This window comes from Frankia sp. CcWB2 (assembly GCF_977927585.1).
Map to the genome: position 1 here is coordinate 4307 of NZ_CDWRCM010000009.1, position 14278 is coordinate 18584.

Sequence of the window (14278 nt, forward strand, 5' to 3'; positions counted from 1 at the left end):
CTTCTGCCAGGCGAAGGCGAAGTGCCTGGCCTCCTTGCGGAACTCGTGCAGGGCCTGTCCGGTGCGGTGCATCGTGAGCAGGGCGTTGCCGGAGTGCAGCAGCTGGTCCTCGGACTGCCCCGTCTGCAGCAGGGCGGGGTCGACCCAGACCTCGCTGTCCTCGTGCTCGCCCTCCTCGTGCACCAGGATGCGCTCCTGGACGCTGCTCTCCACGACGGCCCGGCCCCACATGCCCGCGCTGTTGTCGTCGACGACGCGGTCGCTCTCCAGCAGATCGATCATCTTCTCGTCGTGGTCGACCATGCGCAGGCTGATCGAGTAGTCGTTCGGCGTCTTCCAGTGGATCAGCCAGTGGACGCGGTCCTTGCGGCCGAACAGCTCCTCGTAGAAGAAGAACGAGGCGCCGTTGAGGTCCGCCCGGTTCATGTAGGTGATGACGTCGCCGAACAGCCGGCGCCCCTCGGCACTGTGCTCGTACTTGAGCTGGGTACTGCGCGCGATGATGAAACCCGCATTACCCGAATGCAGCTGCCGCTGCGGCGGGACGGGGCTCTGGGCCGACGCCGGTCGCAGTTCACCGATGACCGCCTGGCTCATCTGACCTGCCCTTCTGGTACGCCTGGTACGGAGAGGACAGCCCTGACGCTAGGGGGACGTAATGAAGTAACAAATACGTGATCGAGAGCATCATCGCAGGTCACAGGCCTGTGGAGGGTTCGAAACGCGCAAGTTATTTCATTTCGACTCCTAGGCGGGCCAGGGCTGTCCCGCCGCCCAACATTGAGCCTTTTCCATCGCACGTCTGCCGGGTGAGGTTGTCGCAGGTCGGAGTCGACGACGGAAAAGTCTCACCGAGCAGGTCAACCTTTTTCGCGGCGGCTCTCCCGCAGCATCAGCGACACCAGGAACGCCACGACCACCAGCGGCACCGCGATGAGGAAAAGGTCGGTGAGGGCGTCGCTGTACGTGCCGATCGCCGCGTTCCGCTCGGTTTCGGGCAGCGCCCGCAGCGCGGGAATGCTCTCGGTCGTGCCGTCGCTCGCCAGCCTGGCGGCGAGCACCGAGCCGAGAACGGCGACGCCGATCGCCGACCCCAGGCGCTGGAAGAAGTTCACCATGCCGGTGGCCGCGCCGATGTCCTTCATCTCCACCGAGTTCTGCACCGCGGTGATGACGGGCTGCATCACACAGCCGACGCCCACGCCGAACAGCAGCGAGTACACGGCGACCAGCCAGTACGAGATGTCGACGTCCACGAAGGACAGCAGGGCCAGCGAGACCGCCAGCACCGCCGAGCCCGCCACCGGGAACAGCTTGTAGCGGCCGGTACGACTGATCAGAATCCCGGACCCCATGGAGGCGGCCACCAGGCCGAGCATCGCGGGCAGCATGGCGACGCCCGACAGGGTGGCCGAGTAGCCTCTGACCGCCTGGAAGTACAGCGGCAGGAACACGATGCCGGTGAACATCGCCGCGCCGGACAGGAACCCGAACAGGGTGGCGATGCCGACACCTCGGTTGCCGAACAGCAACATCGGCGTGATGGGCTCCGCGGCGTGCCGCTCCGCCAGCACGAACGCCGCCGCCAGCACCACCCCCGCGGCGAGCAGCGCCAACGCGCCCGGCGAGGCCCAGCCCAGCTCGTTGCCCGCCCAGTTCAGGTACAGCAGGGTGCAGGTGACCGTACCGACCACGAGCACCGCGCCCAGCGCGTCGATCTGGTGGCCGCGCTGCGGAGTCCTGACGCCGCGCAGACCGGCGGACGCCGCGAACAGGGCGAGGATGCCGACCGGCAGGTTGACGAGGAACACCCACCGCCAGCCCGGCCCGTCGGCGAAGAAGCCGCCCACGAGCGGACCGCCCACGCTGGCCAGACCGAACACCGCGCCGAACGCACCCTGGTAGCGACCGCGCTCGGCGGGCGGCACCACGTCCGCGATCACCGACAGCGCGAGCACGAACAGCCCGCCCGCGCCGACGCCCTGGACCGCCCGAAACACGACCAGGTGCCAGATCTCCTGCGCGACGGCGCACAGCAGCGAGCCGACGACCAACACCACGATGGCCACCTGGAACACCGCGCGGCGGCCGTACAGATCCGAGACCTTGCCCCACAACGGCGTCGTGGCCATGGAGGTCACCAGGTAGATCGTCACAACCCAGGGCAGGCTGCCCACACCGCCCAGGTCGCCGACGATCAGCGGCAGCGCGGTGCTGACCACCGTCTGGTCGAGGGCGGACAGGAGCATGCCGACCATGACGCCGCCCACCGCGAGGTTCACCTGCCTGGCGGGCACGGGCGGCGCCTGCGTCGACAGCTGTGCCGTGGAGTCCATGAGTACGCGGGTTTCCTCTCCCTCTGCGCGAGCGGTTCCCTGTCAGCGTGCGACCGGCACAGGGTCGACGAACCTCAGTTCGAGGAGCCCGGTGCGGCTACGCCGTGCGGCGGGAACGCCCGTCGGTCCCGCGGGTGCGCGAACCTCGTTCGCGTCGTTCCGGGCCCGGTCCAGCCACAGCCTGCGCCGCTGGTAGGCGGGCGGAGGCAGGGGCTGACGGGTCTGCCGGGCGCGCAGCGTGTCGGGCAGCCCGCTGACGACGACATGCGCGTTCGTGCCGCCCAGGCCGAACGAGCTCAGTCCGGCCACGCGGCGCTCCGGCGGCGCGGGCCAGTCCGTGGTCGCGGTCGCGGGCCGGAACGGTGACCGTTCGAAGTCGAACCTCGGGTTGGGACGTTCGCAGAACAGGGTGGCCGGGACGCGGCCGTGTTCCACCGCCAGCGACACCTTGATCAGCCCGGCCACACCCGCCGCGCACAGCAGGTGGCCGACATTGGACTTGAGGCTGCCGACGGCGCAGAAGCCGGTGCGGGTGGAGGTCTCCCGGTAGACCCGGGTGAGCGCCTGAAGCTCGATCGGATCGCCGATCATGGTAGCGGTGCCGTGCGCCTCGACCAGGCCGATCTCGTCGGCACTCCGGCCGGCGGCATGCAGCGCCGCGCGGACGACGTCGGCCTGGGCGGTGACGTTGGGGGTGGTGACACCGATGGTGTGGCCGTCGTTGTTGACCTCGACCGCCTCGATGACCGCGTGCACCCTGTCCCCGTCGGCCAGCGCCTTCGCCAGCGGCTTGAGCAGAACCGCGCCGCAGCCCTCACCGGGCACGATCCCGTCGGCGCGCTGGTCCATCGGGCGGCACACACCGGTGGGCGAGATCACCCCGGCCGCGCTGAACTCCAGGTACGCCTGTTCGTCCAACAGGATCTCCACGCCGCCCGCGACCGCCATCTCCGCGTCGCCCGCGAGCAGCATCCGCGTGGCCAGGTGGACGCTCACCAGGGCGGACGAGCAGGCGCTGTCCACCACCAGGTTCGGACCGGTGAGGTTGAAGCGGTGCGCCACCTGCGCGGCCAGGAAGTTCTGGTCGGACTGCAGGACACTGGGCCGCAGCGCCGCCCGCCGTCCGTAGGCGGAGATGCGCCCGCCGACCACGACCGCGACCCGGCGGCCCCACACCTCGTCGCGGGTGTAGCCGCCGTCGTGCAGACAGTCCAGGGTCGATTCGAGGAACAGGCGGATACCGGGGTCGAGGGCCGTGGCCTCCTCGTCGGTGAGGCCGAACCGCTCCGGGTCGAAGTCGGCGAGGCCGTCGACGAAGCCGCCCCACCTGCTGACGCTGCGGCCGGGCTGAGGCCGGGGGTCGTAGAGCCGCTCGGTGTCCCAACGGTCCCGGGGCACCTCGGCGACCGAGTGCCGTTCGTCCAGCAGGTTGCGCCAGAACGTGGCGACGTCCGGCGCGCCCGGGAACCGCCCGGCCATGCCGATGATCGCGATTCTGCGGTCGTCGGGATCGCAGCGCGGGGGGATGACCTCGGCTCGACCGGTCGGCGCGGGTGCGGCGCGACCGAGTTCCGGCTCGACATGCGGCGTTCCGGCTCTCTCCCCCGGCTCGGAGATGGTGACGCCCTCCGCCGGGGCGGTGAAGGTGATGCCCTCCGCCACGAGGTAGCCGGCGAGACCCGCCGCGCTCGGGAACTCCATCAGCACCGACGGCGGCAGGTGGCGGCCGACCTCGCGCTCCACCAGTTCCAGCAGCTCGGCCAGGACCACGGAGTCGACGCCGATGTCCCCGAAGTCCGCTTCGGCGTCGAAGCTCGATGCCGGGATACCCAGAGCGGGCGCGAAGATCCCCACCAGGCGCGCAGCCACGTCCTCCACGGACCTCAGCGGCTCGGGCGGCGCCGCGACCGGGCCGGGCACCGCGACCAGATCTGGCGGCGCAGTCGGGTCGGGCAACGCAGTCGGGTCGGGCGGCGCCGTCCTGGCGTCGAGCAGCGAGTTCAGGTCGAGGTCGGGCGACAGCGGCCGCACCGGGAGAACCACCCCGCCCCACGGCATGGCCACCACCCCTTCCAGCGCGTGCAACGCCTCGGCGTCGCGCAACGACCCGAGCCCGACCGGCTCACCGACGTTCGGCCCGCCGCGGCCCGACCCGCTGTCCTGCCACATCGGCCACGCCACCGACCGCAGCCACGGCCTGCCCGCCCGCGCGTGCCGCGCCACCACGAAATCCATCGCCGCGTTGGCCGCCGCGTACTCCGACACCCCGACCGCCATCCTCGGCACCAGCGCGGACACCGACGAGAACGTCAGGAAGAACGCCAGGCGGTCGACCGACGTGAGGTCCAGCAGCCGCTCCAGGGCATCGACCTTCGGCCTGAACACCGCCGCCACGGACGCCGAGTCGCCGCGGGTGAACGCCCCGGGCCGGGCCGCCGGTCCGCCGGCGCAGTGCACGACGCCACCGATCGGTCCCAGCTCGCGCCGCACCCGGTCCAGGAACGACCCGAGCGCGGCCTCGTCGGTCAACGTGCCCGTGTGCACCTCGACCCGCGCTCCGGCGCGGCGCAGGTCGCGCACCGCGCGCACGCGCTCGGCGGCAGCCGCGTCGAGCGGGCCGTCCCACCGTTCCTCGGGCGGCAGCGGATGGCGGCCGAGCAGCGCGATGCGGCGCGCACCCCGCTCCACCAGATGGGCCGCGACCCGCGCGCCCAGGCCGCGCGTCCCGCCGGTCACCACGTACGCCTGGTCCGGCGACACCGGCAGCGGCCGGTGCCGGGTCAGGGCCGGCCGCAGCACGGGCCGGTAGCGCAGGCCGTTACGATGGCACACCTCGGCCTTCGCCGCGGGCAGGTGCCACTCGCCCCACAGCGCGGGCAGCAGCTGCTCCACACGCTCGGCAGGCACATCGGTGTCCAGCGCCGTCGTGACGACCTTCGCGTACTCGGCGCCGAGCATCCGCACGAACCCGACCATCCGGGCGCCCGCTGTGCCCGGCGGCGGGCCATCGAGGTCCTGGAGACCGCGGGTGACGACCAGCCCTCGCAGCCCGGTGGTACGCCCCGCCGCGACGACGGCGCGGAGCAGGACGAGGCGGCGGTCGGTCGAGCCCGGGTCGTCCTCGGTCCGGTCGAGGTCGGTCAGGTCGATCCAGCCAGTGACCCGCGGCAGGCGGTCGAGGATGCCGGCCGGGTCGGCGAGGTCGTGCTCGGCGACGGGTACGACGCCCGGATGGCCCCGCGCGAGCCGGGCGGCGAGGTCCGCGGTCGTCCGCCGGTGCAGGCACAGGATGGTGTCCTCGACCGGGGCAGCGCCGGACGGGACGGCGCCGACCGGCAGCCACTGCCGTTCCACCAACGTGACCTCGCGCGGCTCGGGTACCCCTGGTCGCCCCCGCAACTCCACCACCTCGGCCGGCTCGGGCGCCGCCGGTGGCTGCCGTTCCGTCAGCTCGGCCTCGGTCGGCTCGGTCGGCTCGGTCGGCTCGGGCGCCCCTGGTGGTCCGGGCGGAGCCGTCGGCGCGGCCGACCCAGTCAACCGGCAGGGCATCCGCGCGAACGGGTACGACGGCAGGGGCACGACCACCCGCGGCGCGGGGTGCAGGGCAGCCCAGTCGACCGCGCCGCCCGCCACCCAGTGTTCGGCCAGCGCGTCGAGGTCCCCGGTGGGCAGCCGGTCCACCGACCGCGCCGGCCGGGCCCGGCCGCGCGCGACACCGCTCGCGTCGCCGTCCGCGAACGCCCGCAGCCGCGCCCGCAGCCCGTCCCGGTCGGCCGCCACGAACGCCAGCCGCTCCTTCAGGTGCGCGCGACCGCTCTGGAGAGTCCAGGCGATGTCGTCGAGCGCCGCCGCCGCGGGCAGGCCGTCCGCCAGCCGCTCGCCCAGGACGCGCAACCGCTCCTCGTTGTCAGCCGAGAGCACCACCAGCTGCGGTCGGCCCGTCGCGGCGGGCTCGGTGCGCGCTGGCGCCTCCTCCAGCACCACATGGCTGATCGTGCCGCCCGCACCGAACGAGCTGATCCCCGCCCGCCTCGGCCGCCCGGCGTCGGGCCACGGCGCGGCATCCCGCTGCACCCGGAACGGCGTGGCGGCCCAGTCGACGTTCGGGTTGAGCCGGTCGACGTGCAGGGTCGGCGCGAGCGTGCGATGTTCCATCTGGAGCAGGACCTTGGTCAGCGCCGCGAGCCCCGCGCCCGCCTCGACGTGCCCGATGGTCGACTTCACCGATCCGATCGGCACGCTGCCAGCCGGGCGTTCGCCGAACACCCGGCTCAGGCCGTCGATCTCCACCGGGTCGCCCAACGCGGTGCCGGCGCCGTGCGCCTCCACGCAGTCGATGTCGCCCGGCCCGAGCCGCGCGTCGGCCAGGGCCTGTCGCACCACCTCGCTCTGCGCGAGCGGGCTCGGTACCAGGTAGCCGTTGGTGCGCCCGGCATGGACCACCCCCGTGCCGCGCACGACCGCGCGTACCCGGTCCCGGTCGGCCAGCGCACGGCGCAGCGGCTTGAGGACCAGCGCGCCGACGCCTTCGCTGGGCACGAACCCGTCGCCGCCTTCACCGAAGCTGCGGCAACGGCCCGAGCTGGACGTCAGCGACATCTGCCGCTGCTCCAGGAACTTGTTGGGATGCAGCGACAGGTTGACCGCCCCGACCACGGCGAGCTCGCACTCACCGGCGCGCAGCGCGCGTACCGCGAGGTGCATCGCCACCAGCGACGACGAGCACATGGTGTCCACCGTCAGGCTGGGGCCGCGGAGGTCGAAGAAGAACGACACCCGGTTGGCGACGTGCCCGATGCCGCCGCCGCTGTAGGTGGGGGTGCCGCGCAGGGTCTCCTCGACGCCGAAGAACTGGTGGTCCGAGTACATCGCCCCGGCGTAGACGCCGACGCGCGACCCGTACCGCTCGCGCATCCGCTCGGCGGGCAGCCCCGCGTCGTCGAGGGCTTCCCAGCAGGACTGCAGGAACAGGCGTTCCTGCGGGTCCATCAGGGCCGCGTCACGCGGCGTGATCCCGAACAGGAGCGGGTCGAACTCGTCCACGCCGTCGAGGTAGCCGCCGGTCATCCGCTCGACCGGCCAGCCCGGCCGGCGCCGGTCCGGCGGCAGCGCGCCGACGCAGTCGCGGCCCTCGACCAGGTTGCCCCAGAACGCGTCGAGATCGGGGGACCGCGGGTAGCGGCCCGCGAGGCCGATGATCGCCATCGCGCCGTCGTCCGACGGTGCTACCGGCACCAGACCGGAATCCGGCGCCGAGGCGACACCTGGCCATCGAGGTGCCTTCAGGACCGGCGCGGGGGTCAGCGGTGCGGGGCCTCCTGGTCCGGGGCCTCCTGGTTCGGAGCCTCGCGGGGCGAGGTCCTGGGCCCGCGGCCGGACACCGGCCGCGTCGAGTTCGTCCACGACCCCGGCCAGCGTGCGGTGCCGGAAGAACAGGGCGCGGTCGGACAGTCCGAAGTCCCGCTCCAGCGTCACGTTGAGCTCGCTGATCTGGAACGAGGTGAGCCCGTAGTCCTCGAACGGCGTGTGGGGGTCCAGCCGGTCCCGGGGGATGCCCGACACCTGGGCGTACTGGACGACGAGATGCTCCAGCAGTGCACCGGACGCCGCTTCGGGGACGGGCGCCGGTGCCGGTTCGGCCAGGTGGAACGGGTAGGCGGGCAGCGGCTGCCGGTCCGGTCGGGTCCGCCAGAACGCGCGCCACGGCACGTCGTGCCCCCGAACCCACAGCTCGGCGGCCTCCGTGGGAGTCCTCGGCTCGGCTCCGCTCGCGCCACCCACGGCGTGGCCGGTGCGCACCCGCGGGTCCGCCCGGCCGACGACGGCTGCCGCGAGCCCCTCGACCAGGTCGTCCAGGCTCGCGCACACCACCGCGAGCCGGTGAGCCATCGGGGTCCGCGCCGTCTGCGTCGTCCATGCGATGCCGCGCAGCGCCTCGTCACGGTCGCCCACGCCGTCCCCCAGGTCACGCACGTGGTCGTGGTGCGACCTGGCATAGTGCGCCAACCGAACGGGATCGCCCGCGGACACCAGGACGACGGCCGGGTCCACCAGGCCGTTGCTCGGTTGCATCCCGCCTCCTTCCGGTGCGTACGGCCGGACCTTACCCACCGCGATCACGCCGGTATGCTCAGTACTGAGCAGCGCCCACGAGGTCGGCCGCGCCGGCCATCAGGTGGTCCGCGATCCCCGCCACGGCCCGCCGCCCCGGGTCCCGGTTGAACGCCGCCAGGTCCGGGCCACACGGCAGCCGGTAGTCGAGGGGTTGTTCCGGTGCGCCGTCACGCCAGGCGGCAGCGCGCCGCAGATACCACCGGAGGGCCTCCGCCAGCCGCCGCCGGGGGTCGGCCACGCCCTCGGCGATCTGGTCCAGCGGGTGACCGACGTAGGTCTCCTCGACGTGCCGCAGGGTGGCGGCGTCGGGTTCGGCCCGCCGCCGGTACAGGTCGACGAGGTGGTTGGCCCTGGCCGCGAACAGGGTGCCGCGGCGCAGCACCTCCGAGCGGGCGCCGAGCGTGAAGTGTGAAGGGTCCGGGGTCCAGCCGGTGTCGCCGGGTGCCAGCGCGGCCAGATGCGCCCTGGTCGCGGCGGTGAGCGCGGACTCCTCGGCGCACAGGTTCACCGAGGTGGTGAGCAGGAAGTCCGCCCCCAGGGCGAACGCCGCCGCGGCCTGCTCGGGCGTCCCGACACCACCGCTCACCCCGACGTGCACCGGTTGCGGGACGCCCCGGGCGAGGGCCCGCACCTCGGGCAGCAGGTGCAGCATCGTCAGGCCGCCCCCGTGCCACCCTGCGGGCGACGCGACCGCCAGGTCGGAGGCCACCGGCAGGTGGCGGGCCGCGTCGGCTTCCGCCGACGTCAGCGCGCCGGCGCGGACCAGGGCCTCCAGCACCGCCGGGCCCGGCGGGTTCAGGAACGCTCGAGCGCAGTCCAGCCCCATCACGCGGGCGACCACGTGCCGCGCCGGCCTGGCCCGGCCGTGCCGGTCGCGGTGCGCGCCGGTGAAGCGGAACCGCACCAGTTCGGGAGTGGGGCCCAGCGGCAGGTCGACCTCGACCACGCGGACGTCGGCGGCGGGTGGCCCGTCCGCTCGCCATGTCGTCGCCGGCCAGGAGACCGGCGCGTCGGCGAACCCCAGCGCCCCCGCGCCGGCCGCCGCGGACACCAGCCGCGAGCCGTTCGCGCCGACGCCCGACGCGCCGACCGCGTAGGCCAGCCGCAACCCGTACCGCTCGCGGAAACCGGCCGCGCCGAGCCGCTCGGCCGGAGCCGGCCCGACCCACGTCGCGACGGCGGCCGGTACGACGACCTCGTCCGGTTCCCGGACGTCGGCGGTCTCGCCGGGGTCGGCCGGCTCGCGGGAGCCGGTGGGTCGACCGACCGCCACCGGCTCCGCGACGGCCACCGACGCCCACTCCTCGCGCGCCTGCGCCCACAGCTTCGTCAGCACGGTTCCCGGCCCGACCTCGACCAGCTCCTCCACCCCGCGATCGAGCAGGTACCGCATGGTCCGTCGCCACTGGACCGGTGCGCACAGCTGCCGCTCCAGCAGCTCCGGGACCCGGTCGGCGGTGTGCGGCTCGACCGTGGCGTTGGACAGCACCGGCACGCGCGGTTCCGCGAAGACCACCCGGTCCAACGCCTGCCGCAGCCGCGCCGCCGCGGGCGCCATGTGCCGGGAGTGCGCCGCCACGCTGACCTGCAACAGCTTCGTCTTCGCCGCGCCGGCCGCCCGCACCAGCGGCGCGATCGCCCGGACCTGCGCCCGCGGCCCGCAGACCACGATCTCGCGCGAGGAGTTGTAGTTGGCGACCTCCACATCCGGGGCGTCCGCCGCCACCAGCACCTGGCGGAGGCGGTCCTCGTCGAGCCCGAGCACGGCGAGCATCCCGCCGCCCCGGATGCCACCCATCAGCTCGGCCCGCCGCGCTGTCAGGCGCAGGCCCGTCGTGAAGTCCACCGCGCCCGCCGCGAACAGCGCGCTGTACTCGCCGAGGCTGTGCCCCACCATGAAGTCAGGCTGCGGCGCGGCCGCCGCGAGATCCAGGTAGCGCAATGCGTTGACGGTGAACATGACCGGCTGGAGGTGCCGGGTGTCATCCAGCCGCCGCAGGTCGCCGGCCAGCTCGCGCACCGAGAGGCCCAGCACCTCGTCGGCCTGCGCGGTGAGGTCGGGGAACCGCTCGAACAGGCCGTCGGCCATGCCCTTGCGCTGCGAGCCCTGGCCGGGGAACGCCCACACGATCGCCACCGGCTACTCCCAGGGGTAGCGGCCGGTCGCCGCGAAGCGGGCGAAGCGATCCCGCACTCTCGGCGTCCCCGACAACCGGTCGAACTCGGTCACCGCGAGCCGCCTGGTCTCCGGCGTGATCGGGTGGAGCGCGCCGAAGAACCGTTTGGCGTCGCCCACCACCGTGTCGTCCAGCTTCGCCAGCCGCGCGGTCAGTCTGCGCACCAGCGGGGCCGGGTCGGGGGACACCTCGTCGACGAGCCGCCACCGCGCGGCCTCGGCCGCGGTGACCGGGAGCGTGGTCAGCGCCATGGCGTAGGCGGTCTGGAAACCGACGCGCCGCACCAGGAACGGCAGCACGCTGCACGGCAGCAGCCCCCACATCGCCTCGGGCAGGCTGAAGACACCGCGTTCGGTGCTGTGCACGAGGTCGCTGGCCGCCACCAGCCCGACCCCGCCGCCCGACACCCGGCCGTCCACGCACGAGACGACCAGGCGCGGCACGGCCGTGATGTGGTCGAGCAGTTCGAAGAACACGCCGCCGCGTTCGGCCGGGTCGTGGCCGGAGTCGTCGGCGCGGGCGGCCGCCGCGACGTCCATGCCGGCCGAGAACACGCCGCCCCGCGCGCGCAGCACGACCAGCCGGCAGTCGGGCCGCGCCTCGGCCTCGTCCAGCGCGGCGTGCAGGGCGGCGATCAGCGCCGGGTCGATGGCGTTGCCCCTGTCCGGGCGGGCGAGCGTGACCCGCACAGCCGGCCCGGCCCACTCGACCTCGAGGGCGGGCACGGTCAGCTCCACCGATAGACGCGGTGGTAGCGGTCGATGTGATCGAGCACCAGCAACCCGGCCCCGTCGAACAGCTCGGCGTACAGCTCGGCGTACGGCCCGGTCTCGAATGCCTGGCCCGCCACGCCGTGGCCGCGGTCGCCGCCGAGGGCCACGGCCTGGTCGTACTCCGCCATCGTGAGCGCGCGTCGGGAGGCGATCCGCGCCGATGCCGAACCGACCCACCGCCTCCACCCCGTCGGCCCCCAGCACGCCGCTGAAGAACTCCGACCCGCAGCCGGATCCGTAGGAGAACAGCCCGATCCTGGCCGGTGTCACTGGCATCGCGCTACCGAGCAGCGAGGCCAGCGCCAGGTACAGCGACGCGGAGAACAGGTTGCCCACCTGCGAGGCGTACTTGACGGTGGGCGCCACCCGACTGGTGAAGTCGGTGTCGGCGTCCTTCGACGCCAGGGCGCCCTGCTTGCGCAGCAGCATGCGGTGCGCGCCCTTCACCATGCCGGCGAACGGCGTGTGGAACACCAGGTACGCGAACGTGTCCACGACGTCGCTGCCGACCACCCGCTCGCGGTAGACGGCGAAGCTGTGCTCCAGGCACGTCAGGTACGACAGCAGCGACAGGTCGGAGTCGACGACGGCCACGTCGGCGCTGGGCCGCAGGGTGTCCATCACCTCGAACGTGTGGGTGCCGCTCGCGCCCACGTCGAGCTCCAGCACCGCGCAGTCCCGACTGACGATCATCGCCACCGCGCCCGCGCCCTCGGACGGCTCCCAGTACGTGCCGCGCGAGCCCGAGCCGGGCACGTCGGCGGCGATCACCAGCGCCTTGGCACGTGGCACGGGCGAGTGGGCGATGATGCCCGCGGCGGTGTGCAGTGCCGCCGTGCCGCCGTAGCAGGCGTGCTTGACCTCGAACGACCGGCACCGCGGCGACAGCTCGAGGTGGCGATGCACATAGGTACTGATCGGCTTGCCCATGTCCACACCGGACTCCGTGCCGACGACCAGCAGCTCGATGTCCGCCCGGTCGCGCTCGTCCATCGCGGCCAGCAGCGGGCGGGCCGCGTTGACCGCGTTGGTCACCGCGTCCTCGCACGGCAGGTTCACCGACTTGCGGGTCATCATCAGGTTGCCCAACCGGGCGATGTCCAGGCCACGTTCCCGGAACAGGTCCTCGACCTCGAAGCAGGCCCGCCCGACGTAGCAGTTCAGCGCCTCGATGCCGATGGCCATGCAACATCCCCCTCGAGGTCGGTCATCAGGTCGTCGTGGAGCGGGTCCGGCAGCCCGGTCAGGTAGAAGTGATCGCCCGGATAGACATGCAGGCGGAAGGCGCCGTCCGTGGTGACCCGCCATCGCTCGGCCTCCACCGGCTCGACCTCCGGGTCCCGGTCGCCGGTGAACGCCGACACCAGGCAGGTCAGCCGCGGCCCGTCGCCGGGCCGGTAGCTCTCGTTGACGGCGAAGTCGGCACGCATGGTCGGCAACAGCAGCTTTATCAACTGCGGCTGCTCCAGCAGGACGTCCGGCGTCCCGCCCAGGCTGACCACCGCGGCGATGAAGTCGTCGTCGGGGACGTCCGCGAGAGGGCGGCGGCGCGCGGCCAGGTGCGGCGCGCGCCGACCGGACACCAGCAGCCGCACCGGGGCACGGCCCTCCCCGGTGAACCGGCGTGCCGCCTCGTAGGCGACGGCCGCGCCCATGCTGTGCCCGAACAGCGCGTAGGGCCGGTCCAGGTGCGGACGGAGTCCCTCGCACAGCGGGCCGATCAGATCCTCCATCCGTCGGTAGGGCGGTTCGGCGATGCGGGACTCCCTGCCTGGCAGCAGCACCGGGCACACCTCGATGGCCGGACGCAGCCGATCGCGCCACGGCAGGAAGAAACCGCCGCCGCCGCCCGCGTGCGCGACGCAGAACAGGCGCAGCGGCGCCTCGGTCATCCGCGGGGTCGGCTTCGTCCACGGACCGGTCACGGCGTCCTCCCGGGGCGCAGCACGACGTGGCCGAAGGAGCCGACCGCGCCGACGGCGTTCACCAGGACCCGTCCCGGAAGGGCCGGCCGCGCGGAGTCGACCAGTTCCAGCCTCGGGTCGTCCCAGTCCACCAGGGGCGTCCGGTGCGTGCTCACCAGCGTGGGCGCGAGTGTGCCGTGCCGCAGCTGGAGCAGCGCCTTGGTGAGTTGTGACATGCCGGCCGCGGCCTCCAGGTGTCCGATGTTCGGTTTGACCGTCCCCACGGCGAGCTGCCCGCCGCCGTCGGATCTCAGCGCGGCGAGCAGCCCGGCAAGCTCGGCCGCGTCCGCCATCGGCGCGCCGGACCCACCGCACTCGACGTAGCTGATGTCGGCCCCGCACAGGCCGTGCGGCCCCAGCACCTCGCGGACCGACTCGGCGAGCGCGTCGCTGTCGGGAACACCGAAACGGCCCCGTCCGCCCACGCCGCCGCCGCCGACGGCCTCGATGACGCCGTGTACCACGTCGCCGTCCTCCCGGGCGTCGGCCAGCGGGCGCAGCACCAGCGCGCCGGCCCCCTCACCCGGCGACCACCCGGCGCCGTCGGCGGCGAACGCACCGTCCGCCGGGACCTCGGTGGACAGCCCGAGGTCGCGTAGCACGGCCAGGTGGTAAGGGTGGGTGACCAGGTTGACGCCACACACCAGGGCCGCGTCGCACTCCCCTGCCCGCAGTGCCGTCACCGCCAGGTACGCGGCGGTCAGCGACGACGAGCAGGAGGTGTCCACCGCCACACCGAGACCGCGCAGACGGAAGGCGTGGGCGAGGCGAGCCGGAAGGTCGGACGCGGCGGCGGCGACCAGCGCGGGGGCACCGGCGCGCCACCGAGCCTCACCGACATGCCGGTGGTCGTGCCACATCACCGCGACGTACACGCCCACGCGAGGGCCGCCGTGACCCCGCGGCTCACTGAT

Annotated in this window: 7 protein-coding genes; all 7 read right to left on the reverse strand. The window is 73.4% G+C overall.

Features of this window, described 5'->3' with window-relative positions; translation table 11 throughout:
• Window positions 1–597 (reverse strand): DUF6039 family protein (locus tag ACY45C_RS02210; RefSeq protein WP_462185998.1); only part of this gene is annotated, 597 nt, incomplete at its 3' end.
• Between the two features lie 263 nt (window positions 598–860).
• Complete coding sequence (locus tag ACY45C_RS02215) at window positions 861–2336, reverse strand: MDR family MFS transporter (RefSeq protein WP_462185999.1); 1476 nt, start codon at window positions 2334–2336, stop codon at window positions 861–863.
• Window positions 2337–2378: 42 nt separating this feature from the next.
• Window positions 2379–8408 carry an SDR family NAD(P)-dependent oxidoreductase gene (locus ACY45C_RS02220; protein ID WP_462186000.1) on the reverse strand — a complete coding sequence of 2010 codons (6030 nt, stop codon included), beginning with the start codon at window positions 8406–8408 and terminating at the stop codon, window positions 2379–2381.
• A 58-nt stretch (window positions 8409–8466) separates the two neighbouring features.
• A complete protein-coding gene (gene fabD / locus ACY45C_RS02225) occupies window positions 8467–10587 on the reverse strand; it encodes an ACP S-malonyltransferase (RefSeq protein ID WP_462186001.1) in 2121 nt (706 codons plus the stop codon).
• A gap of 3 nt (window positions 10588–10590) precedes the next feature.
• Window positions 10591–12585 (reverse strand): hydroxymethylglutaryl-CoA synthase, encoded by a 1995-nt coding sequence (locus ACY45C_RS02230; RefSeq protein WP_462186002.1) that lies wholly within the window; start codon window positions 12583–12585, stop codon window positions 10591–10593.
• On the reverse strand, window positions 12561–13325 hold the full coding sequence (locus ACY45C_RS02235) for a thioesterase II family protein (protein WP_462186003.1): 765 nt from the start codon (window positions 13323–13325) through the stop codon (window positions 12561–12563). The genes ACY45C_RS02230 and ACY45C_RS02235 overlap by 25 nt, the downstream gene beginning before the upstream one ends.
• A partial coding sequence (locus tag ACY45C_RS02240; RefSeq protein ID WP_462186004.1) for a beta-ketoacyl [acyl carrier protein] synthase domain-containing protein occupies window positions 13322–14278 on the reverse strand: 957 nt, incomplete at its 5' end. The genes ACY45C_RS02235 and ACY45C_RS02240, both read right to left, overlap by 4 nt.